This is a genomic window from Bradyrhizobium sp. CAR08 (assembly GCF_052871955.1).
The window spans coordinates 97143-118908 of record NZ_JBIXJX010000015.1 but is presented as its reverse complement, the minus strand read 5'-3'; the positions used below and the strand labels follow the sequence as shown (position 1 = coordinate 118908).

Below are 21766 nucleotides of genomic sequence, written 5' to 3'. Positions count from 1 at the left end.
AATCTCCATGATCGAATCCATCGTCCAGTTCATGCGGCGCGACGTGACGCGCGGTGTTGCCGGAACCATCCTTCTCAAGGTTGGTAGCGGCGCGCTTGCGTTCGCGTTGTTCTCGCTTGCGGCACGAACGATGTCGCCCAATGGGTTTGGCATCTTTGCGACCTGGCTTTCGGTCGCCCAGATGGCAGCGGTCGTCGGTCTGGTGGGCCAGGAATCGCTGCTGGTGCGATTTCTGAACGAGTATCGGGTGGGAAATCAGCCTGATCTCACCAAGGGCGTGCTGCTATCGAGCTTCAAGATTTCCTCCGTCGCGATGCTGATTGCGATCGGCGCAATCGCGATCGGCGCGAACATCAAAGGCGCCTCGTGGCTGCTGGTTGTCGCGGTGTCGGCCTACACAGCCGTGAATGCCGGACTGATGCTTGGCAGCCAGATCGCACGCTCGCTGGTCAGCATTCTCATGGGGGAAGGAAACAGGGAGTTCTTCTGGCGAGTCAGCGTGGTGCTGTTTCTGCTCGCAATCATGTTCGGCCATCGGCAGCTTGATCCCGCCGAATTGATCGCCGTGATGACGATTGCCATGTCGGTCGGGCTGGTCGCACAGATCATCGCGATTGCGCGAGTTCTACCGGATTTCCGCGGCACGGCGGTGCGTTCCGAGCCGTCGCGCTGGAGATCGAGCGCGCTTCATTTCTGGGTCGCATCCATTCTCGAAGCCGCGAACCAATATTTCGACGTCATTCTGGTCTACTGGATGCTGGACCCGGCAACCGCCGGAATTTATTTTGCCGCTTCGCGCCTGGCCAACATCTTCGCCATGCTGTCGGCCGCATTGTACAGCTTTGGCGCACGTCGGCTCCCCTCGCTGTACTTCAGCAAGAACCATCAGGAATTCGAGCGAACGTTGCGGCTCATGGCGGAAGTGACCGCGGTGTGCGTGGTCAGCGGACTCCTCCTGATCTGGGTTGGAGGTCCCCATCTACTCAACTTGTTTGGGCCACATTTCGCTGCGCAGCACTGGGTCCTGATCGTGCTCGCGATCGGAACGGCGGTCCAGGCGGCGGGCGGTCCGTCTGCGGCGATATTGCAACTGACCGGCCATGAGCGCGAGTATGTCCCCGTGATTGCCGGGAACGTAGCGCTACGGCTGGTTGGATTTCTCGTCCTCATTCCCTGGCTCGGCGTTCTTGGCGCAGCGATCTCGGCCACTGTGTCGCTGGCGCTCGCGACCATCGTCCTCAACATCCTCTGTCGCCGACGAACCGGCGTCGATCCTTCGATTCTGGGGCTTCTGCGTTTCTCGGCATCGAAGCGCAGCGCCTACGCGGTCCGTGGCGCGGACTCCGGCGAATAGAGCGTCAGCATATGTCGCGCGTGTCCCGCATGAAGGAGAGCGCACCAGCAGCCGTCGGCGCACCGGTAGAATGTGCGTCGTTTTCGTATGCTTTAGTGGGCCCGCTCCAACCCAAATATCGATGGTTAATCGGCGGTTGCCCGCGTCCTCTGCACTTCGTCGGGAACCAGCGGAATTCCCTCACGAACGATGCCCTTGCGGCAGGGCGCATTAACTCCGTTTATTGCTAGTCGGTGTCCGCGCGATGCCCGCATGGTAGATACGGAGTTAAGAAGGTGAAAAATTCGCTTCTCTAATGGGTCGGGATCCGTGCTGCATTACCAGCCAAACAAGGCGTTGGGCGAGACGACTGCGACAGCACTCCCGTCGCCCAACGGTGGCGGACGCAAGCCGCACGTGCTGCTCGTACAGACCCAGGCTGAGAACGCCGGTGCGCAGGAGATCTCGCGCCTGCTTGGCGCCGGGCTGACCGCCCGCGGCTATCGCGTCACCAATCTTTTCTTCTTCCGCAAGTCGGATTCGTTCGATGAGCCGCCCCACACGGTCTATTGCGCGTCGAGCCGGCCGGGAAATCCGCTGGCGCTGCTGCAAATGCTGTGGACGCTCGGCCGCCATATCAGGGCCACCAGGCCTGACGCCGTTCTGACCTTTCAGCACTTCGGCAATGTCATCGGCGCCGGTGTGGCGCGCCTGATCTGCCGCGCACCTGTCATCGCCAATCAGGTTTCATCCGCGCTGTCGATGAGCTGGCCGGTCCGTATGGCCGACATCATCATGGGCAGCCTCGGCTTCTTCGACCGCATCACGCTCAACTCGCTGGACATGCAGCGCGAGTATTCGCGCTACCCCAGGGCTTATCGCGCGCGCATGGTGCATGTCCCGCACGGCTTCGACGACAAGGCGCTCATCCTGTCGAAGCAAGCTGCGCGACAGAAGTTCAATCTCCCGCCGGATAGCCCCCTGCTCGGCTGCGCAGCAAGATTACACCCGCACAAGCGGCTCGACGCGGCGATATGTCTGTTGCCGGATCAACCCTCCTGGCACCTCGCACTGGCCGGGCAGGGAGCCGACGAGGCCCGGCTGCGGCAGTTGGCGGATGACTTGAAAGTATCGGACAGGCTGCATCTGCTCGGCGAAATCACCCCACGCCAGATGGCGGAGTTTCTCGCCGCTCTCGACGTGTTCGTATTTCCGACGCAGGCGGAGACCTTCGGCCTCGCCGCTGTGGAGGCTGCAAACGCCGGCGTTCCCTCGGTCGTCACCGATCTTCCGGTCTTGCGCGAAGTGTTGTCCGTCGAAGGGAAGCCGACAGCGCTGTTCGTCGATGCCTCCGATCATACCAAGCTGTCGGCCGCCGTCTCCAGGCTCCTGACGGACCAAAAACTGAGCGACGAACTGCGGCAAAACGCCAAAGGCCTGAAGCTGCGCTATTCAGTGGACGCCATGGTGGAGGAATACGTTCGAATTCTCGGCCAGGTCATTTGATCGGGGCGCATGGAAACGGATCGGCTCGACATGACCATCGAGTTTCGCTGTGAAATTGAGAATGCGCGGCGGTGGATGGGCCGCGAGACGCTGTCGATCGACGGGCGGGATGTACCGGTCCAGATCGCGTGGACGGCAACGGCGGAGCCGCGGCCGGCGGGTCTCGACATGCTGTTCGAGCTCGAACGTTTGGTGTTGCACAAGGGCAAACACAGCGGCACCGAAAGGCTGAAGATCAGTCCGGACCGGATGCAGGCTCGCGCCAGCACGGCAGACGTCATCGTCGATTTCACCGGTGGCGCGCGGGATCCGAACTGCTCCGCCCGGCAGTATCTCCGCCCGCTGTTCAATGGAGTGGCAGGCGAAAACGCAGCTCTTGCCGCCATTCTCGCCGGCGATCTGCCGGTGATCGAAATCGTCGACGAGGTCGACGGTGCAGTCCTCGATCGTGGCCATCCCTCCGCCGAAATCGCGGCCGGTCTGAGCGGGGGCCTGGAAACGGTCATGGCGCGAACCCTGACCATGGTGGCCGCCATCCTGTCGGGACGACCGCGCATCGTGCCGCAGCTGGCACGACCGGCCCGAGCGGACAACGGCCGCCCGCCAACGGCTTATGTCGCGCGCGGCCTCACCATATCGATCGCCAAGGAGATCTATCGCCTCTGCTGCTATGCCCCGCATTGGCATGTCGGATGGCGCATCAACAAGGGCGCAGGCGTCTGGCAGACCGGAGACCTGTCAGGGCCTCGCTGGAACGTCCTTGCCGATCCCGGAAACCACTTCTACGCCGATCCTTTCCCCATCACGTGGCAGGGAAGAACATTCGTCTTCTTTGAGGATCTCGATCACCGGATTGGAAAAGGAATCATTTCCGCGATCGAGTTCGACGATAAGGGCCCGGTCGGAGCGGTCGTGCCCGTATTGGACGAGCCCTGGCACCTCTCCTATCCGTTCCTGATCGAGGACGATGGCGCATTGTGGATGATCCCGGAGAGCTCGACCAATGGGGACGTCGCCATCTATAAATGCGTTCGGTTCCCGGACAAATGGGAGCGCCACGCGACGCTGCTTTCAGGACTTGAACTCGCCGATGTGACGATCACGCGGCACAACGGCCTGCACTATCTGTTCGGAGCCTGGCGCGATGGCACTGGCGGGTATTCGGATTCGTTGGCGATCTATCACGCCGAGCACCTCATGGGCACGTGGTTGCCGCATGCCAGCAACCCGGTCCTGATCGACCGCGCGAGCACGCGGCCTGCGGGGAATTTCGTCACCATCAATGACAAATTGTGGCGCCCGGTCCAGGATTGTGCCGGCGGATATGGGGCAGCGCTCGCCCTGGCGGAAATCGTCGAACTGTCGCCGACGACGTTCAAGCAGATTATCCGCCACTCTCTGCGGCCAGGGCCAGCATGGCCCGGCAGGAAGTTGCATACCTTGAATCGCTGCGGACAACTCGAGGTGATCGACGGGTCGCGTGTCCAACCCAAGACCCGTGCCTTCGGAGGCAAATTTCCATCGGCTGTCTTGTCGCCGCGGACCAGCCCCTCTGCCGCCAGCTAGCGCGGATGGCTGAACAGGTCCGTCGTGGCGTCGTCGACGGCGATATCGACCAGCGCGGGACCGCTTGATGCCAACGCTTCGGTCAAGATGGCGTCGACGTCGCCGACATCGGTCACGCGCTGCCCCGGACAACCCATTCCCCTTGCGAGCGCCACGAAGTCGAGCCCGGGCAGGTCGATCCCGGGCGGGCGATGCGCCTGCATCAGCTGGCTGAAGGCGCGCATCGCGCCATAGCCTGAATTGTTCATGATCACGAAAGTGATCGGCAGGCGGCGTTGCACCGCGGTCCAGATTGCCTGGATGCAATACATCGCCGATCCGTCACCGATCAGGGCGACGATGCGGCGGCCTGGCCGCGCCAGCGCCACGCCGACCGAGGCCGGCAGGCTATAACCAAGTCCGCCGCTCGCCATCGTGTAGAAGCTGTCCGCGCCAGGCCGTGGTAGGAATTGTTGGATGGCGGGACGATGCGACGGCGCCTCCTCGACCACGATCGCATCGGCCGGCATCAACGCGGAGAGCCGGGCGAGCGCATAAGCGGGCGGAAGCGGATTTTGCGCGGCAGGAACGGCAGGCCGCATCCGCGCGGCCGGCACCTCGCGCTCCGCGATCCCTGGCATCGCCGACAGCAGCCCAGCCAGCGCCTTTGGGAGCGTGCTGATGATGGTGTCACCGACAGAAGCGGATGCGGCTTCCGTCGGATCATCCGTGATCTGCCAGACCGGCGTTCCGTCGTCGAGCAATTCACATTGTCCTTCGACATGGAAAGTAAACACCGGCGCGCCGACCACGACGATCAGATCGGCGCCGCGCAATGCGCGGGCGAGCCCTCCCGGTGCTGCCGGAAGGAAGCCGGCGAACAGCGGATGCAATTCCGGAAAGCTCGAACGGCTCGACATCGGGCTTGCCCAAACGGCCGCGCTCGCCTGCTCGGCCACAGCGACCATCGCGTCGACGCAGCCGCTGCGATCGATCTCGGGTCCGACAACGAAGATAGGTTTTTTGGCGGCTCGGATCGCCGCGCCGAGCCGAACGATCGCCGCCGGATCGGGCGCAAACTCCGTCGCGATGCAGCGGACCGGTGGAGCGGTTGCGGGCCGCGCCCAATCATCCGACGGGACCGACACGAATGTCGGACCGCGGGGATGCTGCATGGCGGTGAGGAAGGCCTGCGCGGTCGCCGCTGGAACATCTTCGGCGCGCGCCGGTTCGGCGCTCCATTTCACATAGGGCTTTGGAAACTGTGCGGCGTCCTCGGAGAAGAGATAGGGTCGCATCCGCAATAGGCTGCGCGCCTGCTGCCCGGCTGTCACGACCATCGGTGTCTTGTTGCGGAATGCGGTGAAGAGATTGCCGAGGGCATGACCGAGCCCAGCCGCCGAGTGCAGATTGACGAACGCCGCTCGTCCCGTGGCCTGCGCATAGCCGTCTGCCATGCCGACGACGCAGGCTTCCTGCAATCCGAGCACGTAGTCGATGTCGTCGGGCCAGTCGCCAAGGAAGGCAAGCTCGGTCGAGCCGGGGTTGCCGAAAACGCGATCGACGCCAAAGGAGCGAAGCACACCGAGGGTCGCTTCCCGAACCGTGAGAACTTTCGAATTCATGAATAGCGTCCTGATGGGCTTCGCTTGTTGCGCGGTCAGAAGGGATAGTGCTGCGGCTGGGTCTCGATGGTGATCCAGCGCAGATCGGTGAACTCGGCGATCCCGGCCTGACCTCCGAAGCGGCCGTAGCCCGATCCCTTCATGCCGCCGAACGGCATCTGCGCCTCGTCATGCACGGTCGAGCCGTTGACGTGGCAGATGCCGCTTTCGATCCGCTGCGCCACCGTCAGCGCACGCGCGACGTCGCGGCCGAACACGGCGGCCGAGAGGCCGTACTCGGTATCGTTGGCAAGCCGCACCGCGTCATCCACGCCACTTGCCCGGATCACCGAGACGACGGGACCAAAGCTCTCCTCGGTATAGATGCGCATGCCGGGCACCACGCGGTCGAGCACGGTGGCCGGGACGACCGTGCCAACCCGGTCGCCGCCCGCGAGCTTGACGGCGCCTTTGGCGATCGCGTCGTCGATCAACGCAACGACATGCTTGGCCGGCGCCTCGTCGATCATCGAGCCGACGACAACGGGACCGGAGCGCGGGTCGCCGGCCGGAAGCGCAGCCGTTTTCTTCGCGAGCTTGTCGACAAAGGACGCCGCTACCGCCTCGTCGACGATCACCCGTTCGGTCGACATGCAGACCTGGCCCTGATTGATGAAGGCGCCAAACGCCACGGCCGCGACGGCGGCATCGAGGTCGGCATCGTCGAGCACGACCAGAGGCGCCTTGCCCCCTAGTTCGAGCAGCACTGGCTTGAGCTGGCGCCCGGCCAGCTCGGCGATGACGCGACCCACGCGGGTCGAGCCGGTGAAATTGATCCGCCGCACGGCCGGATTGGCGATCAGGCGCTCGACCAGAGCGGGCGCATCGGCCGGTGCGTTGGTCAGAACATTTACGACACCGGGCGGAAAGCCTGCGTCCTTGAAGACCTCGCCGATCAACCGGTGCGTCCCCGGGCATATCTCGGAGGCCTTGAGCACGACGGAATTGCCGCAGGCGAGCGCCGTCGCCACGGCGCGAACGCCGAGAATGATCGGCGCATTCCACGGGGCGATGCCGAGGCACACGCCGGCGGGCTGTCGAATGGACATCGCGAGGCATCCCGGCTTGTCCGACGGGATCACCTCGCGGGCGATCTGCGTGGTGAGCGACGCCGCTTCGCGCAGCATGCCGGTCGCGAGCTTGACGTTGAAGGCCGACCAGATCTCCGTCGTGCCGATCTCGGCCATCATGATCCGGACGAAGGCGTCGCGCTTGGCCTCAAGCGCATCTGCGGCCTTCAGCAACAGGGCTCGCCTCGCATTCGGGCCGAGCGCCGACCACGCGGCAAACGCGGCGGAGGCCGCCGCCACCGCGGCGTCGGCATCGGAAGCGGTCGCGGCGGCCGCGCGGCTTGCGACCTCCTGCGACAGCGGATTGCGCCGCTCGAACACCTTGCCGCTGGAAGCGGCCTGATCCTGCCCGTTGATGAGAAGACTGACGTCCATGAAAAACCTCCCTGGGGTTGATAATGGCGCTCGCTCTAGCCGAGCAGCCGCGATTTTCCGGTTTCACGCGCAAAGCCGAGCGCAATCATCGCCGCGAGCGCGAGCGCAACGTAGTATCCTGTGATCGCGTAGGTGGAGCCCGTCTGCGCAAACAGGCTGGTGGCGACCAGCGGCGCAATGCCGCCGCCGAGCACCGTCCCGAGCTGCTTTCCGATCGACACGCCGGTGAAGCGAATGCGGGTCGGAAACAATTCCGGAAAATAGCTTCCTTCGCTGCCGAACATCAGCGGATGGATCACCCCCGCGGCGAGGATCACCGCGCCCGTCACCAGCACCGTGTCGCGGCTCGCGACCACACCGTAGAATGCAAACATCGAGATGGCTGCAAGCACCACGCCGGCCAAGAACAGACGCTTTCGTCCGATACGGTCGGACCAGGCTCCGATGAGTGGCATCGCAACGAGCCCGACGAGATTGGCGAACAGCACGGCCTGCGTGATGACGTCTTTCTGGACGCCGAGCTGACGGGTCGCGAAGGAGATGGTGAAGATGGCTGTCAGATAGAAATAGGACGTCTGCGCCATCTCGGCGAAGAATACGATGAGGATCGGCCGCCAATGTTCCCGCAGCGCTTCGACCACAGGCGCTACTTCCGTCACCTTCGCCTTTCGGAATGTCGCGCTCTCCTCGATGCGCAGGCGCATATAGACGCCGAGCGCGACCAGAACCGCGCTGATCAGGAACGGCACGCGCCAGCCCCATGACAGCAGGTCCGCTTCCGGCAGCCGCGCGATCGTGAGCGCCGCAAACGAGGCGAGCACGACACCGACGGGTCCTGCGGCCTGGATCACCGCGGCCGAGAAGCCGCGCCGGTGCCCGGGCGCCGTCTCGATCGCCATAAGGATCGCCGCAGTCGATTCGCCGCCGAGCGCAAACCCCTGAACGAAGCGCAACGCCACGAGCGCGACGGTCGCAGCCACGCCTGCACTGGCGTAGGTCGGCAACAATCCGATCGACATGGTCGCAAGTCCCATCATGAGCAGCGTACACAGCAAGACGGACTTTCGGCCGAGACGGTCACCGAAATGGCCGAATACAAGCCCGCCGAGCGGACGCGCCAAAAATCCGACGGCAAACGTCGCGAACACCGCAATCGTCGCCGTGAGCTGGTCGAACTTCGGAAAGAACAATTGATCGAACACCAGCGGCGCGATCAGGCCGTAGATGAAGAAGTCGTACCATTCGATCGCGGTGCCGATGGTGCCGGCGATCAGGATACGCCGGCGGCTGCTCGCCGTCTGCTCGGCAGTGGCGCCGGCGGCGGCATGGTCGTCGTAGTGCTCCAATGCTCTTGTCGTCACGGTTTCCTCCTCCGGTGTCATTTGTCGTTTTGTTGTCTTGTTGTTATTGGCCGCCGCAGCCGCTGGTCGGATGCAACGGCGAGAGTCGATCAGCTTGCCAGCCGTGCGCCGTCGCTCGCGTTGTGTCCGAGTGCTCGGGCAAGGACGCGCCCGATCGTACCAGCCTGTGACGCGCTGCCGCGCCAAGCCACGATCTGGTCGGGGCGTATCAAAGCCAGATCCGCCTCATAGAGATCGCGCAGGGATTTCGGCAGCGTGACGAGTTTCACATCAACCCCGATCGCACGGATGGTCTCGACGACTGACGCTTGAGAGGTCATGACCTCGCCGAACTGGAGCAGCGTCCACTCGAACCCGAACAGGTCGTACAGCGAGACGCCGTCCTCCAACCACGTATGCGGGGCGCGGCCGCCGGGACAGGCGCTCGGAACGTAGACGTTCGCGGCATCGGGCGGCGGCTGGCTGCCGTCGGAGACGATGATCGGCGAGCCGTCGTAGCGCCCACCGAAGGTGACGCCGGGAATGTTGAATTCCGCGCGGGCGTGCTGTTCGAGATAGACGCCCGCCGTCCGCCGCGCCTCGTCGCCGGCCTCGGTGGCGTCCTCGATGTCAGGCGCAGGCGCGAACAGACCGAGCGAGTCGGCAAAGCGACGCGCATAATCGGTGTTGCGCAGCGCCACCGGACGCCGCTCGACCTCGTAGCTGTCGAGCAGCTCCGCCGGGCTCACACCATTGATGACGCTTGCGAGCTTCCAGCCGAGGTTGACCGCATCCTCGATCGCGGTGTTGTAGCCAAGGCCTCCGGTCGGCGTGAACAGATGCGCCGCGTCGCCGCCGAGGAACACTCTGCCCCGCTGCATTCCGTTTGCGACCAGCGCGTGGCCGGCGGTCCAGGTCACGAATGACAGCACTTCGCAGTCAATCGGCGCGTCGCAGGCACGCTGGAACGCTGCTTTGGCCTCGTTGATTGTGATCGCACTCTCGTCTTCGCCGGGCCGAAGCTGCGTGTGAAACGCAAATTCGTCGCGACCATTCACGGATGCCATGAAGGCGCGGCGGTCGCCGTTGAAGCAATTGTACATCCACGCCTTGGCATGCGGGATGCTCGCGTAGAAGCCAGGCGAACGGAGATAGACCGCCAGCATGCGGCCGCCCATGAAATCGCGCTGCGTTCCGGTTTCGCCGCCGTAGACGATCTCGAGCGATTGCCGGACCATCGAGCGCGGCCCGTCGGCTCCGACCAGGAAGTCGGCCCGGACCTGAAAGCGGCTGTTGTCATCGAGACATTCGATCTCGGCGATAACGCCGTCATCGCTCTCGACGTAGCTGATCAGACGATGACCGTAGCTGAGCCGTATTCCGGGAAGCCGTTCGGCGTGGCGGCGCAGCACCGCCTCGACGTATTTTTGCGAGACCCGATGCGGCAGCTCGGCGGCGCTCCAGGAGCCCGACATGCCCTTGACGAGCTCGCCCGCGCGTGACGATGACGGCAATTGAAATCGGGCCAGCTCGTAACCGGTGTAGCGCGTGAAATACGCAACGTCGGTCGGATAATCCGCAGGCAGACCTTCGCGTCGGATCTCGTCGGCAAAACCCAGCCGCCGATAGTGCTCCATTGAGCGCGCTTGCGTCGCATTGGCTTGCGGATTGAATGCCGTGCCCGGCTTTTCATCGACCAGGATCGCGGACACGCCGCGCCGGCCGAGCTCGTTGGCGAGCATCAGGCCGCAGGGCCCCCCACCCACGATGAGCACCGAGGCCGTCAGACATGTTTCCAAGGCGCTTCTCCCAACCAGCATTATTCCGCATGGTAAGGTCGCCTGACGATATCGTCAAGTAGCCTGACTACTTGGCGTCATCGAGCGTATCGAACGTCGCGCCATAGACCGCCAGTCCCTTCAGGATCGCATCCATCGTGGCCTTGCCGAGTTGGGCGCGCATCTCCTGCTCGGCGACGTCGACCGCGTCGCGGAACGCATCGAGCCATTTGCGCCCGGCCGGCGTGAACATGACGATGCGCGCGCGGCGATCGGTCGGATCGGCGATCCGATCGACCAAGCCGAGCTCGGCGCATTGATCGACCAGCTCGCCCATCGCCTGCTTGCTCATGGAGGCGCGGCGGGCGAGCTCCGTCAGTCTGGTCCCCTCCACGTCGAGATTACGTGTGAGGCCGACATGCGCGATCCTCGTTTCGCCATGCCCCTTCTCGCTCATCAGTTCGAGCACACGACCTTCGAAGCGCCGCACCGCGTTGTTGAGCAGCCGACCGATGTTGGCATGCCGCCATGCGGTGCCGGATGTCCTGGCTTTCAATGGATGTGCCTTCTACAAAGCCGCCTGAATTCGAAAATGTCGCTCACTTCGCCGCGTCGATCCAGATCCCCGGCTGCGAATGCTCGCGGATGTGGGTGACCAGGAAGTCGGAAAAGACCCTGATCTTGGCAGGCAGTCCGGCACGGTTCTGGTAGGCGATGTTCATCGTGAGCAGCGGCAGCTCCCAGTCCATCAGAACGGGGACGAGGCGGCCCGCAGCGATATCGCTTTGCACGATATAGAGCGGCTGGATGAGGATGCCGAGCCCCGCCAGCGCGGCGCCGCGGATGACCTGGCCGTCATTGCTGTCGAGCGTCGACGTGATGCGAACAGTCTGCGCGCCATTGCCCTTGCGCAGGCGCAGCGAATAGGGATCGTTGGCGAGATTGTAGATCAGCATGTTGTGGCGCGCGAGATCGGCGGGCTGCTCCGGCTCGCCGCAGCTTGCGAGGTAGGACGGCGCAGCAGCGAGCACCCGCCGCATCTGGCCGATGCGGCGGACGATGATGTTGGAATCCGGCTCCTGCTCGCGCGTCCTGATCGCCACGTCGATGCCGGCCTCGATGAAATCGGAGTACCGGTTGGCGGTGGTGATCTGCATGTTGAGCTTCGGATAGCGCGCGCGGAAGGCTGGCAGCATCGGCGCCAGATAGATCACCGCAAAGGACAGCGAGCTCGTGACCCGCAGCATGCCTTGCGGCGACAGCGCCCGATCGCTGACGATGTCCTCGGCCTCCGCCAACTCGCTCAAAACCCGGCTCGAGCGCTCCAGCAGCTCCTGCCCCGCCTCAGTCAACCACAGCCGACGGGTGTTGCGCTCGATCAGCCGGACTGCAAGGCGCTCCTCGAGAGCGCTGAGATGGCGGCTCGCGGCAGCATTCGACATGCGTAGGGCTTCGGCAGCTTTGGACATGCTGCCGAGCTCGGCCGTCTTGGCGAAGACTTCCAACTGGAGCAGGCGGTCCATTTTTTCGCAAACAGGAAAAGAGACTTACGATTATTGAGCTTTATTTCCGTATCCCGCAAGTCAAAATGGCCTAAACACAAGCAAGATAGCAGGCGAGGAAACAGGGAAATGTCGGGCCCGATCAGGCACATCGTGATGTGGCGGCTGCGCGGCGAGACGCCGGCGGAGCGTTCTGCCGCCCGGGTCAAGGTCAAGACCCTGTTCGAGGGGCTGCGCGGCCGGATCGACGGCCTCACCCATATCGAAGTCGGTCTCGATGTCAGCGATGTCGACTACGCCTGCGACGTCGTTCTGTTCTCCGAATTCACCGACCACGCTGCGCTCGCGGCCTATGCCACCCACCCGGAACATCTGCGCGTGCGCGAGGCGCTGGGCGACTTGCGGATCGGACGCTTCCAGGTCGATTATCCCATCAAAGAGACCGGCGCATGATCGGTACGTTCACCTTTGAAAACCTGCCCTGCCGCGTCGTGTTCGGCAGCGGAACTTTGGCCTCGGCCAAGGCCGAGGTCGAGCGGCTCGGTGGCAAGCGCGCCCTGGTGCTGACGACGCCGCAGCAGGAGGCGCAAGGCAAAAGTTTGGGCGCGGCGCTCGGCCCGCTCTACGCCGGCATCTTTCCGGGCGCGACCATGCACACGCCGGTCGAGGTCACGGAGCGGGCGCTCGCGGCGATGAAGGCGTGCGAGGCCGACTGCGTCATTTCCCTCGGTGGCGGATCCACGACGGGCCTCAGCAAGGCGCTCGCCTTGCGTACAGGCGTCAACCAGCTCTGCATTCCCACCACCTATGCCGGCTCGGAGATGACGCCGATCGTTGGCCAGACCGAGAACGGGTTGAAGACCACGGTCCGCGACGCCGCCATCCTGCCGGAAACGGTGATCTACGATGTCGATTTGACCCTGACGCTGCCGGCGAGCCTGGCTGCGACATCGGGCATCAATGCGATCGCGCATGCGGCCGAAGCGCTCTACGCGCGCGACACCAATCCTGTCACGTCGCTGACGGCAGAAGAGGGCATTCGCGCGTTGGCATGTGCCCTGCCCGCCATCGCCGCCAAGGGCGACGATCGCGAGGCTCGCAGCGAGGCGCTCTATGGCGCCTGGCTGTGCGGCGTCTGCCTTGGTACCGTCGGCATGGCGCTGCATCACAAGCTCTGCCACACGCTCGGCGGCACCTTCGACCTGCCGCATGCCGAGACCCACACCATCGTGCTGCCGCACGCGCTGGCCTATAACGCGCCGGCCGTGCCCGATGCGATGGCGCGGATCTCACGCGCAATCGGCGCCGCCGATGCACCGCAAGGACTTTTCGAGCTCGCGAAGCGGCTGGGTGCGAAGGTCGCATTGCGCGACATCGGCATGCCCGAAGGCGGCATCGACAAGGCTGCGGATCTCGCCGTCACCAACGCCTACTGGAACCCGCGCCCGCTTGATCGCAACGCCATTCGCGACCTGATCGCGCGCGCCTGGGCCGGCGAGCCGCCCGGCGCCATCAAAACGGCAGTTTGATTCGATGCGGCGCACGCTCATCAAATCCGCCGTCATCATCAGCATGGATGACACGATCGGCGATTTACCTGGCGGCGACGTGCTGATCGAGGGCAGCCGCATCGTTGATGTGCGTCCATCGATCGACGTCGGCGGCGCGACCGAGACCGAGATCGTCGATGGCACCGGCCGCATCGTCATCCCCGGCCTGATCAACGCCCATATGCACACCTGGCAGACGGGCTTGCGCGGTTATGCCGCCAACTGGACGCTGCTGGAATATTTCCGCCGCATGCATGCTGGTCTCGCTACGGTCTTCAGGCCCGAGGACATTTATATCGCGACCTTGGTGGGTGTGCTGAACCAGATCAATCACGGCACCACCACGCTGGTCGACTGGTGCCACAACAATCCGACGCCCGATCATACCGACGCCGCGGTGCGTGGCCTGATCGAAATCGGTATCCGGGCGGCCTTCTTCCACGGCTCGCCCAAGCCCGAACCGAAACCGGGCGAACCGCATTTCTCGGAGATCCCGCATCCACGCCGTGAGGTCGAGCGACTGCTGGCGGGGCCCCTCGCCGACCGCGACGGCCTCGTCACGCTTGGACTCGCGATCCTCGGCCCGCACTATTCGACGCTGGACGTCGCCATGCACGATTTTCGCATGGCGCGGGAACTCAAGCTGATCGCATCGATGCATCAGGGCGGTGGTCCTGCGAAGACGCCCGGTGGCTGGGAGAAGCTGATCGAGGCGGGTCTCGTGGGCGCCGGAATCAACATCGTCCACGGCAACGACCTGCCTGACCCACTGCTGGACCGGATGGTCGATCTCGGCGTCTCCTTCTCGGTGACGCCGGAGAACGAAATGATCCAGGGCCACGGCTTTCCGATCACCGGACGGCTGCTCAAGCGCGGCGTGCGGCCGACCATCGGCATCGATCTGGAATCCGTACTGGCGGGCGACCTCTTCTCCGCCGCGCGCGTTGCGCTCTCGATGCAGCGGGCGCTCGACAACGCCGAGTCGCGCAAGGCCAGCGGCACCATTCCAGCGACGACCACGATCCCCGTCCGCGAGGCGCTGCGCTGGATCACGACGGAAGGCGCCCGCATGCTCGGCCGCGAGGACCAGATCGGCTCGCTGACACCGGGCAAGCTCGCCGACCTCGTCATCATCAATTGCTCCGATCTCAACCTCGTCCCGGTGCACGATCCCGTTTCCACCGTGGTGATGCAGACGAGCCTTGCCAATATCGAGGCCGTGATGATCGGCGGCGTGTGGAAGAAGCGGAATGGTCGGCTGCTGGCCGAGGGCCTGGGGGCGAAGAAGGAACTGCTCGTGCAATCCGGCCGGCGACTGGTGCACGACATCGAACGACAGGGACACGCCGCCTGAGGGCGTCAAGGACAACAACGATGACGGACGCTTCGAAACACATCGCTTTCATCGGGATCGGCAAGATGGGCCTGCCAATGTCGGTGCTCGTCGCCAAGGCCGGTTATGCCGTGACCGCGTTCGACCGGAGCGCCGCACGGCTCGAGGAGGCTCGCACGCAAGGCATTTCGATTGCCGCTTCACCGGCCGAGGCCGTGGATGGCAAGGCCGCGATCGTCACGTCCTTGCCCGATGACGCTGCCTTGCGCGGCGCATTGCTCGGCTCCACCGGCCTCATCGCCGCGATGGCTGCCGGATCTGTCCTGATCGAGACCAGCACCGTGAGCGTCGAGGCGTCGGCAGAGGTCGACGCCGCCGCCCAGGCGCGCGGTGTCTTCTACCTGCGTACGCCGGTCTCGGGCAATGCCAGTATCGTCCACACCGGCGCGCTGAGCTGCTTCGTCTCCGGCCCGGAGGACACCTACGAAAACGCAAAGCCGCTGCTCGCCGCCTTCACCCGCGCCCAGACCTATCTCGGGCCTGGCGAGGAAGCGCGATATGCGAAGCTTGCGGTCAATCTGATGATCGCGGTGTCGGCCGCGATGATGGCGGAGAGCCTGGCGCTGGCGCGCAAGGGCGGCATCGGCTGGCAGGACATTCTGAAAGTCCTCGACGACAGCGCGGTCGCCTCGCCGATGGTGAAATACAAGACCGCGCCGCTGCGTAACCGCGATTTCGGCTCGACCTTCTCCTGCAGGCAGATGGCCAAGGATCTCGATCTGATCCTCGGTGCCGGCCACGCCATCGGCGTGCCGCTTCAGCTCGCAGCCCAGGTGCGCGAGACCTATGGCTCGCTGGTCGCGCAGGGCGACGGCGACGCCGACTTCATCGCGACCGTCAAGCACCTCGAGCGGCTGTCCGGCCTCGGCGAGCCCAAACTCTGATTCACGGAGGCACCTATGCGAAATTTCAACGAGAACACGATCACGGACGCGGTGCTGGAGCGGATCGCAGGCGCGACCGATCCGCGGATCAAGCAGGTCAGCGAAGCGCTGGTGCGCCACCTTCATGCCTTCGTCCGCGAGGTGCGACCGACCCAGAAGGAATGGGAATACGGCATCGAGTTCCTGACCCGCACCGGCCACATGTGCGACGACAAGCGCCAGGAGTTCATCCTGCTGTCGGACGCGCTCGGCGTCTCCATGCTGGTCGACGCGATCAATCATCCCGTGCCGGAAGGCGCCACCGAAACCACGGTGCTCGGTCCGTTCTTCGTGCAGGCGTCGCCCGAGAAAGACAACGGCGCTGACATCTCCGGCCCGATGGAAGGCGATCCGATGCTCGTCACCGGCTCGGTGTCGACCGTCGACGGACGGCCGCTTGCCGGCGCCGTCGTGGATGTCTGGCATTCCGACGATGATGGCTATTACGACGTGCAGCAGCTCGACAAGATCGGCGACCTTGCGATGCGAGCGCGCTTCCACACCGACCAGAACGGCCGCTTCAATTTCTGGTCGATCAAGCCGGCTGCCTATCCGATCCCACATGACGGCACAGTTGGGGACATGCTGGCGGTCCAGGGCCGCCATCCCTGGCGCCCGGCGCACGTGCATTTCATGATCTCGGCGCCCGGCTTCGAGCAACTCGTGACCCATGTGTTCGTGGCCGGCGACCAGTATCTCGACAGCGACGTGGTGTTCGGCGTCAAGGACAGCCTGATCCGCGAATTTGTGCAGTGCCCGCCCGGCCGTGCGCCCGATGGTCGCATGGTAGACATCGAGTATTTTCACCTCAACTATGATTTCGGCCTGAAGCAGGTCGCTAGCAGCGCAAGAGCCGCTTAAGCTGAACGACGGCGGACCAGACAAGAGTCCGACAACAGGGCCAGACAGGGAGTAAGAATGGGACCGCGAGTCAGCACGAGCATATTGGCCGATCGCCTCACAGGCATGATCGGCCCGCGCGCGAGCGTCGCGCGTGGCGTGCTCGATCAGCATGGGCAGAGCGAGTCGCATTATCGCAACCTGCCGCCCGACATCGTCGTCTTCCCTGAAACCACGCAGGAAGTCGCGGAGATCGTCAAGCTGTGCGCTGGCGCGAATATGCCCATCGTACCGTTCGGCGCCGGGACCTCGCTCGAAGGCAATGCGGCCGCGGTCGCGGGCGGCGTCTGCTTCGACTTCGCACGCATGAACAAGGTGCTGACGGTGCACGATAGCGACATGGACGTCGTCGTGCAGCCCGGCATCACCCGAAAGCAGCTCAATGCGGAGCTGCGCGGCACTGGGCTTTTCTTTCCGATCGATCCCGGCGCCGACGCCTCGATCGGCGGCATGACGTCCACGCGAGCTTCCGGCACGATGGCGGTGCGCTACGGCACCATGAAGGACAACGTCATGGCGCTGGAGGTGGTTCTGGCCGACGGCCGCGTGATCCGGACCGCCAGACGCGCGCGCAAGTCAGCCGCCGGTTACGACCTGACGCGCATGTTCGTCGGCGCCGAGGGCACGCTCGGTTTAATCACCGAAATCACGCTGAAGGTGCATCCCGTGCCGCAGGCGATCTCGGCCGCGGTTTGCAGCTTCGACACCCTGCCCAACGCCGTGGACAGCGCGATCTCGATGATCCAGTCCGCGATCCCCGTGGCGCGTATCGAGCTGCTCGACGACGTCATGATGCGCGGCATCAACGCCTATGCGAAGCTCGGCTATCGCGAAGCCCCGACGCTGTTCTTCGAATTCCACGGCTCCGAGGCCTCTGTTGCCGAACAGGCCGAGGCCGCAGAGGCGATCGCCGCCGACCATGGCGGCCACGGTTTTGCCTGGGCCAAGGCGCCGGAGGATCGCAGTCGGCTCTGGCACGCCCGCGACAATACGCTCTATGCCGGCCTGGGCCTGCGACCCGGCGCGCGCGCAGTGATCACCGATGTCTGCGTGCCGATCTCGCGGCTCGCCGAATGCTTGACCGAAACGCGGCGCGACGCGGACGCGCACGGCTTCACCGCGCCGATCGTCGGCCATGTCGGCGACGGCAACTTTCACATGCTGATCCTGGTCGACCCGGCCAGGCCCGAGGAAGCCGAAGGCGCCAAGGCGCTGCAGGCCCGCATGGTCGCCCGCGCGATTGCCATGGACGGCACCTGCACCGGCGAGCACGGCATTGGGCTCGGCAAGATCGATTATCTCACCGACGAGCTCGGCGAGGCCGTCGATGTGATGCGGTCGATCAAGACCGCGCTCGACCCTGACGGACTGATGAACCCCGGAAAGATCTTTGCAGGCGGAGCGCAGGCATGAGCACCGCCGCACTAGCCGTCGAGCCCGCCTCACCTGTCCCGCTCCTTGAGCTGCGCGACATCAGTAAGGAGTTTCCCGGCGTCAAGGCGCTGGACGACGTCTCCTTTGCCGTCTTCCCCGGCGAAGTCCACATGCTGCTGGGCGAGAACGGCGGCGGCAAGTCGAGCCTGATGAAGGTGCTGTGCGGCGCCTATCGCGCCGATGCCGGCGAGTTCTACTACAGAGGCGAGCCGGTCGCGATCCACTCGGCCGCGGACGCGCAGAAGCTCGGCATTGCCGTGATCTTCCAGGAATTCTCCCTCGTCCCCCATCTCGATATCGCCCAGAACATTTTTCTCGGCCGCGAGCCGAAGGGCCGCATCCCCGGCACGATCGATCGCCGCAAGATTTTGGCCGACGCGGCGCGCGTGCTCGGCACGATCGGCTTTGACATCGATCCCTCCACCATCGTTGACAAGCTGGGGGTGGCGCAGCAGCAGATGGTCGAGATCGCGAAGGCGATCAGCCAGAACGCCCGCATCCTGGTGATGGACGAGCCGACTGCGGCGCTATCCGATCGCGAGACCGAGCTGCTGTTCGCGCTGATCGCGCGGCTGAAGGCCGACGGCGTCTCGATTGTCTACATCTCGCACCGCATGGCGGAGGTGTTCGCGCTCGGCGACCGCATCACCGTGCTGCGTGACGGCCGCCGCATCGACGGCGTCAAACCTGCTGACGTCACGCCGGACCAGCTCGTCCGCATGATGGTCGGTCGCAACGTTGACATGACCTACCCGCGCAATTTTGCCGACAAGCCCGGCGAGCTGCTGCTCGAGGTCAAGGCCTTGAGTTCATCGACGGGGATCGCCGACATCAACATCGAGGTGCGCCGCGGTGAGATTGTCGGCCTGTGTGGCCTGGTCGGCTCCGGTCGCAGCGAAGTCGCGCGCGCGATCTTCGGTGCCGATCCCGTGACATCAGGCGAGATCGTGTTCGACGGCAAAGTCATTTCCGGTGAGCCCGACCTCGCCGCCCGCCGCGGCATTGCGCTGATCCCGGAGAGCCGCAAGAGCGAAGGTCTCGCGCTGCTGCGATCGGTGAGCGACAATCTGGTAGTGTCGGCGCTGCGAAAACTGTTCCCGAGCGGGTTGTTCGACCAGCGCAGTGCGCAGCGCACTGCCGACGGCCTGATCCGTCAGCTACGCATTGCGACGCCTAGCGCACGGCAGACCGTCGGCCTGCTTTCAGGCGGCAATCAGCAGAAGGTCGTGATCGGCAAGTGGCTCGCCGCCGGCTCGAAGCTTTTCATCTTCGACGAGCCGACCCGGGGCATCGACATCGGCGCCAAGGCCGAAATCTTCGCCCTGATCGACCGCCTTGTCGCGGAAGGCGCGGCGGCGCTGATGATCTCGTCCGAACAGGTCGAGATCTGCCACGTCTGCGACCGCGCCTATGTGATGCGCGAAGGGCGCATCGCCGGGCATCTCGCGCGTAGCGAGCTGACCGAGGAGAACATCGTGCGACTGGGGATGCATCATGCGTGAGGCCGCGGTCGTCTCTCAACCGAATCCGCTGCAACGGATTCCCGGCGTTGCCATCGTGCTGGTGCTGCTGATCGCGCTGTTCAGCACGATCGCGCCCGGCTTCCTGTCGGTCGCCAACCTCTCCAACGTGCTGGTGCAGTCGACGATCCTGACCATGCTCGCGCTGCCGATGACCTTGATCATCATGACCGAGGGGCTGGACCTGTCGATGGGCGCGGTGCTGACGCTGACCTCGCTCTGCGTCGCCATCGTCTCGCTCACCACCCACTCGATGTTGCTCGGCCTCGGTGCCGGGCTCCTCGTCGGCGCGGCCTTCGGCTTCGCCAATGGCTGGCTGGTCGCCATCGTGGGCATCCCGCCCTTCGTTGCGACCTTGGGCACGCTCGGCATGGCGCAGGGCCTATCGCTGATCGTCAGCGACGGCCAGAGCGTGGTCGGCATCCCCCACAGCGTGCGCGACATCTATTCGGCGACGCTTTTGGGAATTCCCGTGCCGATCGTGATGGCACTCGTGACCTACGCGGTCTTCCACGGCCTGCTCTATCACACCCGCTTCGGCACCTACATCTTCGCGCTCGGCGGCAACCGCGAGGCGCTGCGCTACGCCGGCCTCTCACCGAATAAGCTGCTGATCGCGGTCTATGCGATCGGCGGCGCCATGGCCGGCATCGCCGGCCTCTTGATGACTGCGCGGATGAATTCCGGGCATCCAACCGCGGGCCTCGGTCTCGAATTCGATGCGATCGCGGCCGTCGCCGTCGGCGGCACGTCGTTCGAGCGCGGCAATGGCTGGCTGCTCGGCACGCTGCTCGGGGTGCTCTCGGTCGGCGTGCTGCGCAACGGGCTGAACCTGATCTCGCTGCCGTCCTCGGTGCAGGTCGCAAGCGTCGGCGTCCTCGTCATCGTTGCCCTCTTCCTTGACGGCCTGCGGAGCCGCGCATGACCGACATCAGCAAAGACGCCATCGCGCCGCCCCGCTCGTTCCTGTCGCAGGACGCGATCCAAATGTTCTATCGCCTGCTTGCGGCGCTGCTGATCTGTGCGGTGCTCGCCGTGCTCAGCGATTCCTTCCTGAGCCTCGGCAACATTCTCAATGTGCTCAGGCAGGCGAGCCTGACCTTCTTCATCGCCTCCGGCCTGACCCTGGTGGTGCTGACCGCGGGCCTCGATCTCTCCGTCGGCGCCAATGTGGCGCTGTCCGCCTGCATCGCCGGGACCGTGATCCACAAGACCGGCTCGCCGGCGCTCGGCATACTCACGGGGCTTGCCTGCGGCGGCATCGTTGGGCTCCTCAACGGCGTCATGGTCACCGCGCTGCGCATCCCCTCCTTCATCGCCACTTACGGCATGCTCTGGGTGCTGAACGGCCTCACCTATTGGTACATGGCGGGCGAAACCCTTCACGGCTTCCCGGCCGGCTTCCGCCAGATCGGCAGCGGCTATCTATTCGGCCTGCCGATCCCGGTCTATCTGCTGCTGGTGTTCCTCGGGATCGGAACGCTGTTTGCGCAGCGAACGATCTGGGGCCAGGAGATCTACGCGATCGGCGCCAATCCGGTCGCGGCGCGGCTCTCCGGCATTCCGGTCGCCCGACGCCTGCTGCTGGTCTACGCCGTCTCCGGCACCATGGCGGGGCTCGCCTCGATCATCTTCCTGTCGCGGCTCAATTCGGCCGAGGCCGACATCGGCGAAAGCCTGACGCTGCCCGCGATCGCCGCGGTGCTGATCGGCGGCACCTCGCTGTTTGGCGGCGTCGGCACCGTGTTCGGCACCTTCATCGGCGCACTGATCCTGACGCTGGTGCTGAACGGCATGAACCTCTTGTCGGTCAGCGCCAACTGGCAGCCGATCGTCACCGGCATCATCGTCATTCTCGCGGTCTGGCTCGACATGAAGACCCGCCGCCGCGCGCAATGAGTTCTTGAACGACCAACAAGCAAAACGAGGGATG

Annotated in this window: 18 protein-coding genes; 12 read left to right on the top strand and 6 right to left on the bottom strand. The window is 64.6% G+C overall.

Annotated features, from left to right (window positions below):
- Positions 1-7: 7 nt before the first annotated feature.
- The 3 genes from ACIPUD_RS28560 (at position 8) to ACIPUD_RS28550 (ending at position 4405) form a co-directional block, all read left to right on the top strand.
- On the top strand, positions 8-1354 hold the full coding sequence (locus ACIPUD_RS28560) for a lipopolysaccharide biosynthesis protein (RefSeq protein ID WP_446481964.1): 1347 nt from the start codon (positions 8-10) through the stop codon (positions 1352-1354).
- Positions 1355-1663: 309 nt separating this feature from the next.
- The gene (locus tag ACIPUD_RS28555; protein ID WP_085352406.1) at positions 1664-2839 is read left to right on the top strand and encodes a glycosyltransferase family 4 protein; all 1176 of its coding nucleotides are present in this window, start codon (positions 1664-1666) and stop codon (positions 2837-2839) included.
- A 30-nt stretch (positions 2840-2869) separates the two neighbouring features.
- On the top strand, positions 2870-4405 hold the full coding sequence (locus tag ACIPUD_RS28550) for a glucosamine inositolphosphorylceramide transferase family protein (RefSeq protein WP_446481963.1): 1536 nt from the start codon (positions 2870-2872) through the stop codon (positions 4403-4405).
- Here the strand turns inward: ACIPUD_RS28550 and mdlC are convergent.
- The 6 genes from mdlC to ACIPUD_RS28520 form a co-directional block, all read right to left on the bottom strand.
- Positions 4402-6009 (bottom strand): benzoylformate decarboxylase, encoded by a 1608-nt coding sequence (gene mdlC, locus ACIPUD_RS28545; protein ID WP_446481962.1) that lies wholly within the window; start codon positions 6007-6009, stop codon positions 4402-4404. The two genes, ACIPUD_RS28550 and mdlC, sit on opposite strands and share 4 nt — an antisense overlap.
- A gap of 35 nt (positions 6010-6044) precedes the next feature.
- A complete protein-coding gene (locus ACIPUD_RS28540) occupies positions 6045-7493 on the bottom strand; it encodes an aldehyde dehydrogenase (protein ID WP_446481961.1) in 1449 nt (482 codons plus the stop codon).
- A gap of 35 nt (positions 7494-7528) precedes the next feature.
- The gene (locus tag ACIPUD_RS28535; RefSeq protein WP_026233642.1) at positions 7529-8854 is read right to left on the bottom strand and encodes an MFS transporter; all 1326 of its coding nucleotides are present in this window, start codon (positions 8852-8854) and stop codon (positions 7529-7531) included.
- 89 nt (positions 8855-8943) lie between these two features.
- Positions 8944-10653, bottom strand: coding sequence for an FAD-dependent oxidoreductase (locus ACIPUD_RS28530; RefSeq protein WP_446481960.1), 1710 nt, complete (start codon positions 10651-10653; stop codon positions 8944-8946).
- A gap of 46 nt (positions 10654-10699) precedes the next feature.
- Entirely contained in the window at positions 10700-11167 is a 468-nt protein-coding gene (locus tag ACIPUD_RS28525) for a MarR family winged helix-turn-helix transcriptional regulator (protein ID WP_446481959.1), read from the bottom strand.
- Between the two features lie 43 nt (positions 11168-11210).
- On the bottom strand, positions 11211-12134 hold the full coding sequence (locus tag ACIPUD_RS28520; RefSeq protein WP_018458707.1) for a LysR family transcriptional regulator: 924 nt from the start codon (positions 12132-12134) through the stop codon (positions 11211-11213).
- A gap of 108 nt (positions 12135-12242) precedes the next feature.
- Here ACIPUD_RS28520 and ACIPUD_RS28515 point away from each other — a divergent pair, with 108 nt between their 5' ends.
- Genes ACIPUD_RS28515 through ACIPUD_RS28475 form a run of 9 tightly spaced genes read left to right on the top strand, consistent with a single transcriptional unit; the run spans position 12243 to position 21732 of the window.
- Complete coding sequence (locus ACIPUD_RS28515; protein ID WP_018458706.1) at positions 12243-12566, top strand: Dabb family protein; 324 nt, start codon at positions 12243-12245, stop codon at positions 12564-12566.
- Positions 12563-13642, top strand: a complete 1080-nt coding sequence (locus tag ACIPUD_RS28510) for a maleylacetate reductase (protein ID WP_085395449.1) — start codon at positions 12563-12565, stop codon at positions 13640-13642. Before ACIPUD_RS28515 ends, ACIPUD_RS28510 begins: the two co-directional genes overlap by 4 nt.
- Positions 13643-13646: 4 nt before the next feature.
- Complete coding sequence (locus ACIPUD_RS28505; RefSeq protein WP_446481958.1) at positions 13647-15017, top strand: amidohydrolase family protein; 1371 nt, start codon at positions 13647-13649, stop codon at positions 15015-15017.
- 20 nt (positions 15018-15037) lie between these two features.
- Entirely contained in the window at positions 15038-15940 is a 903-nt protein-coding gene (locus ACIPUD_RS28500; protein ID WP_377827547.1) for an NAD(P)-dependent oxidoreductase, read from the top strand.
- Positions 15941-15955: 15 nt separating this feature from the next.
- The gene (locus ACIPUD_RS28495) at positions 15956-16840 is read left to right on the top strand and encodes an intradiol ring-cleavage dioxygenase (protein ID WP_446481957.1); all 885 of its coding nucleotides are present in this window, start codon (positions 15956-15958) and stop codon (positions 16838-16840) included.
- Positions 16841-16897: 57 nt separating this feature from the next.
- Positions 16898-18292 carry an FAD-linked oxidase C-terminal domain-containing protein gene (locus ACIPUD_RS28490; RefSeq protein ID WP_446481956.1) on the top strand — a complete coding sequence of 465 codons (1395 nt, stop codon included), beginning with the start codon at positions 16898-16900 and terminating at the stop codon, positions 18290-18292.
- Complete coding sequence (locus ACIPUD_RS28485) at positions 18289-19815, top strand: sugar ABC transporter ATP-binding protein (RefSeq protein ID WP_446481955.1); 1527 nt, start codon at positions 18289-18291, stop codon at positions 19813-19815. The genes ACIPUD_RS28490 and ACIPUD_RS28485 overlap by 4 nt, the downstream gene beginning before the upstream one ends.
- Entirely contained in the window at positions 19808-20758 is a 951-nt protein-coding gene (locus tag ACIPUD_RS28480) for an ABC transporter permease (protein WP_018458699.1), read from the top strand. Before ACIPUD_RS28485 ends, ACIPUD_RS28480 begins: the two co-directional genes overlap by 8 nt.
- Positions 20755-21732: an ABC transporter permease gene (locus tag ACIPUD_RS28475; protein ID WP_018458698.1), complete on the top strand. Its 978-nt coding sequence runs from the start codon at positions 20755-20757 to the stop codon at positions 21730-21732. The genes ACIPUD_RS28480 and ACIPUD_RS28475 overlap by 4 nt, the downstream gene beginning before the upstream one ends.
- The last annotated feature ends 34 nt before the right edge of the window (positions 21733-21766 follow it).

Excerpts from the sequence above, each read along its gene's own strand:
- ACIPUD_RS28515 (WP_018458706.1), top strand. The coding sequence starts at position 12,243 with ATGTCGGGCCCGATCAGGCACATCGTGATGTGGCGGCTGCGCGGCGAG.
- ACIPUD_RS28560 (WP_446481964.1), top strand. The coding sequence starts at position 8 with ATGATCGAATCCATCGTCCAGTTCATGCGGCGCGACGTGACGCGCGGT.
- ACIPUD_RS28500 (WP_377827547.1), top strand. The coding sequence starts at position 15,038 with ATGACGGACGCTTCGAAACACATCGCTTTCATCGGGATCGGCAAGATG.
- ACIPUD_RS28540 (WP_446481961.1), bottom strand. The coding sequence starts at position 7,493 with ATGGACGTCAGTCTTCTCATCAACGGGCAGGATCAGGCCGCTTCCAGC.
- ACIPUD_RS28495 (WP_446481957.1), top strand. The coding sequence starts at position 15,956 with ATGCGAAATTTCAACGAGAACACGATCACGGACGCGGTGCTGGAGCGG.
- ACIPUD_RS28480 (WP_018458699.1), top strand. The coding sequence starts at position 19,808 with ATGCGTGAGGCCGCGGTCGTCTCTCAACCGAATCCGCTGCAACGGATT.
- ACIPUD_RS28510 (WP_085395449.1), top strand. The coding sequence starts at position 12,563 with ATGATCGGTACGTTCACCTTTGAAAACCTGCCCTGCCGCGTCGTGTTC.
- ACIPUD_RS28550 (WP_446481963.1), top strand. The coding sequence starts at position 2,870 with ATGACCATCGAGTTTCGCTGTGAAATTGAGAATGCGCGGCGGTGGATG.
- ACIPUD_RS28530 (WP_446481960.1), bottom strand. The coding sequence starts at position 10,653 with ATGCTGGTTGGGAGAAGCGCCTTGGAAACATGTCTGACGGCCTCGGTG.
- ACIPUD_RS28505 (WP_446481958.1), top strand. The coding sequence starts at position 13,647 with ATGCGGCGCACGCTCATCAAATCCGCCGTCATCATCAGCATGGATGAC.
- mdlC (WP_446481962.1), bottom strand. The coding sequence starts at position 6,009 with ATGAATTCGAAAGTTCTCACGGTTCGGGAAGCGACCCTCGGTGTGCTT.
- ACIPUD_RS28485 (WP_446481955.1), top strand. The coding sequence starts at position 18,289 with ATGAGCACCGCCGCACTAGCCGTCGAGCCCGCCTCACCTGTCCCGCTC.
- ACIPUD_RS28520 (WP_018458707.1), bottom strand. The coding sequence starts at position 12,134 with ATGGACCGCCTGCTCCAGTTGGAAGTCTTCGCCAAGACGGCCGAGCTC.
- ACIPUD_RS28475 (WP_018458698.1), top strand. The coding sequence starts at position 20,755 with ATGACCGACATCAGCAAAGACGCCATCGCGCCGCCCCGCTCGTTCCTG.
- ACIPUD_RS28490 (WP_446481956.1), top strand. The coding sequence starts at position 16,898 with ATGGGACCGCGAGTCAGCACGAGCATATTGGCCGATCGCCTCACAGGC.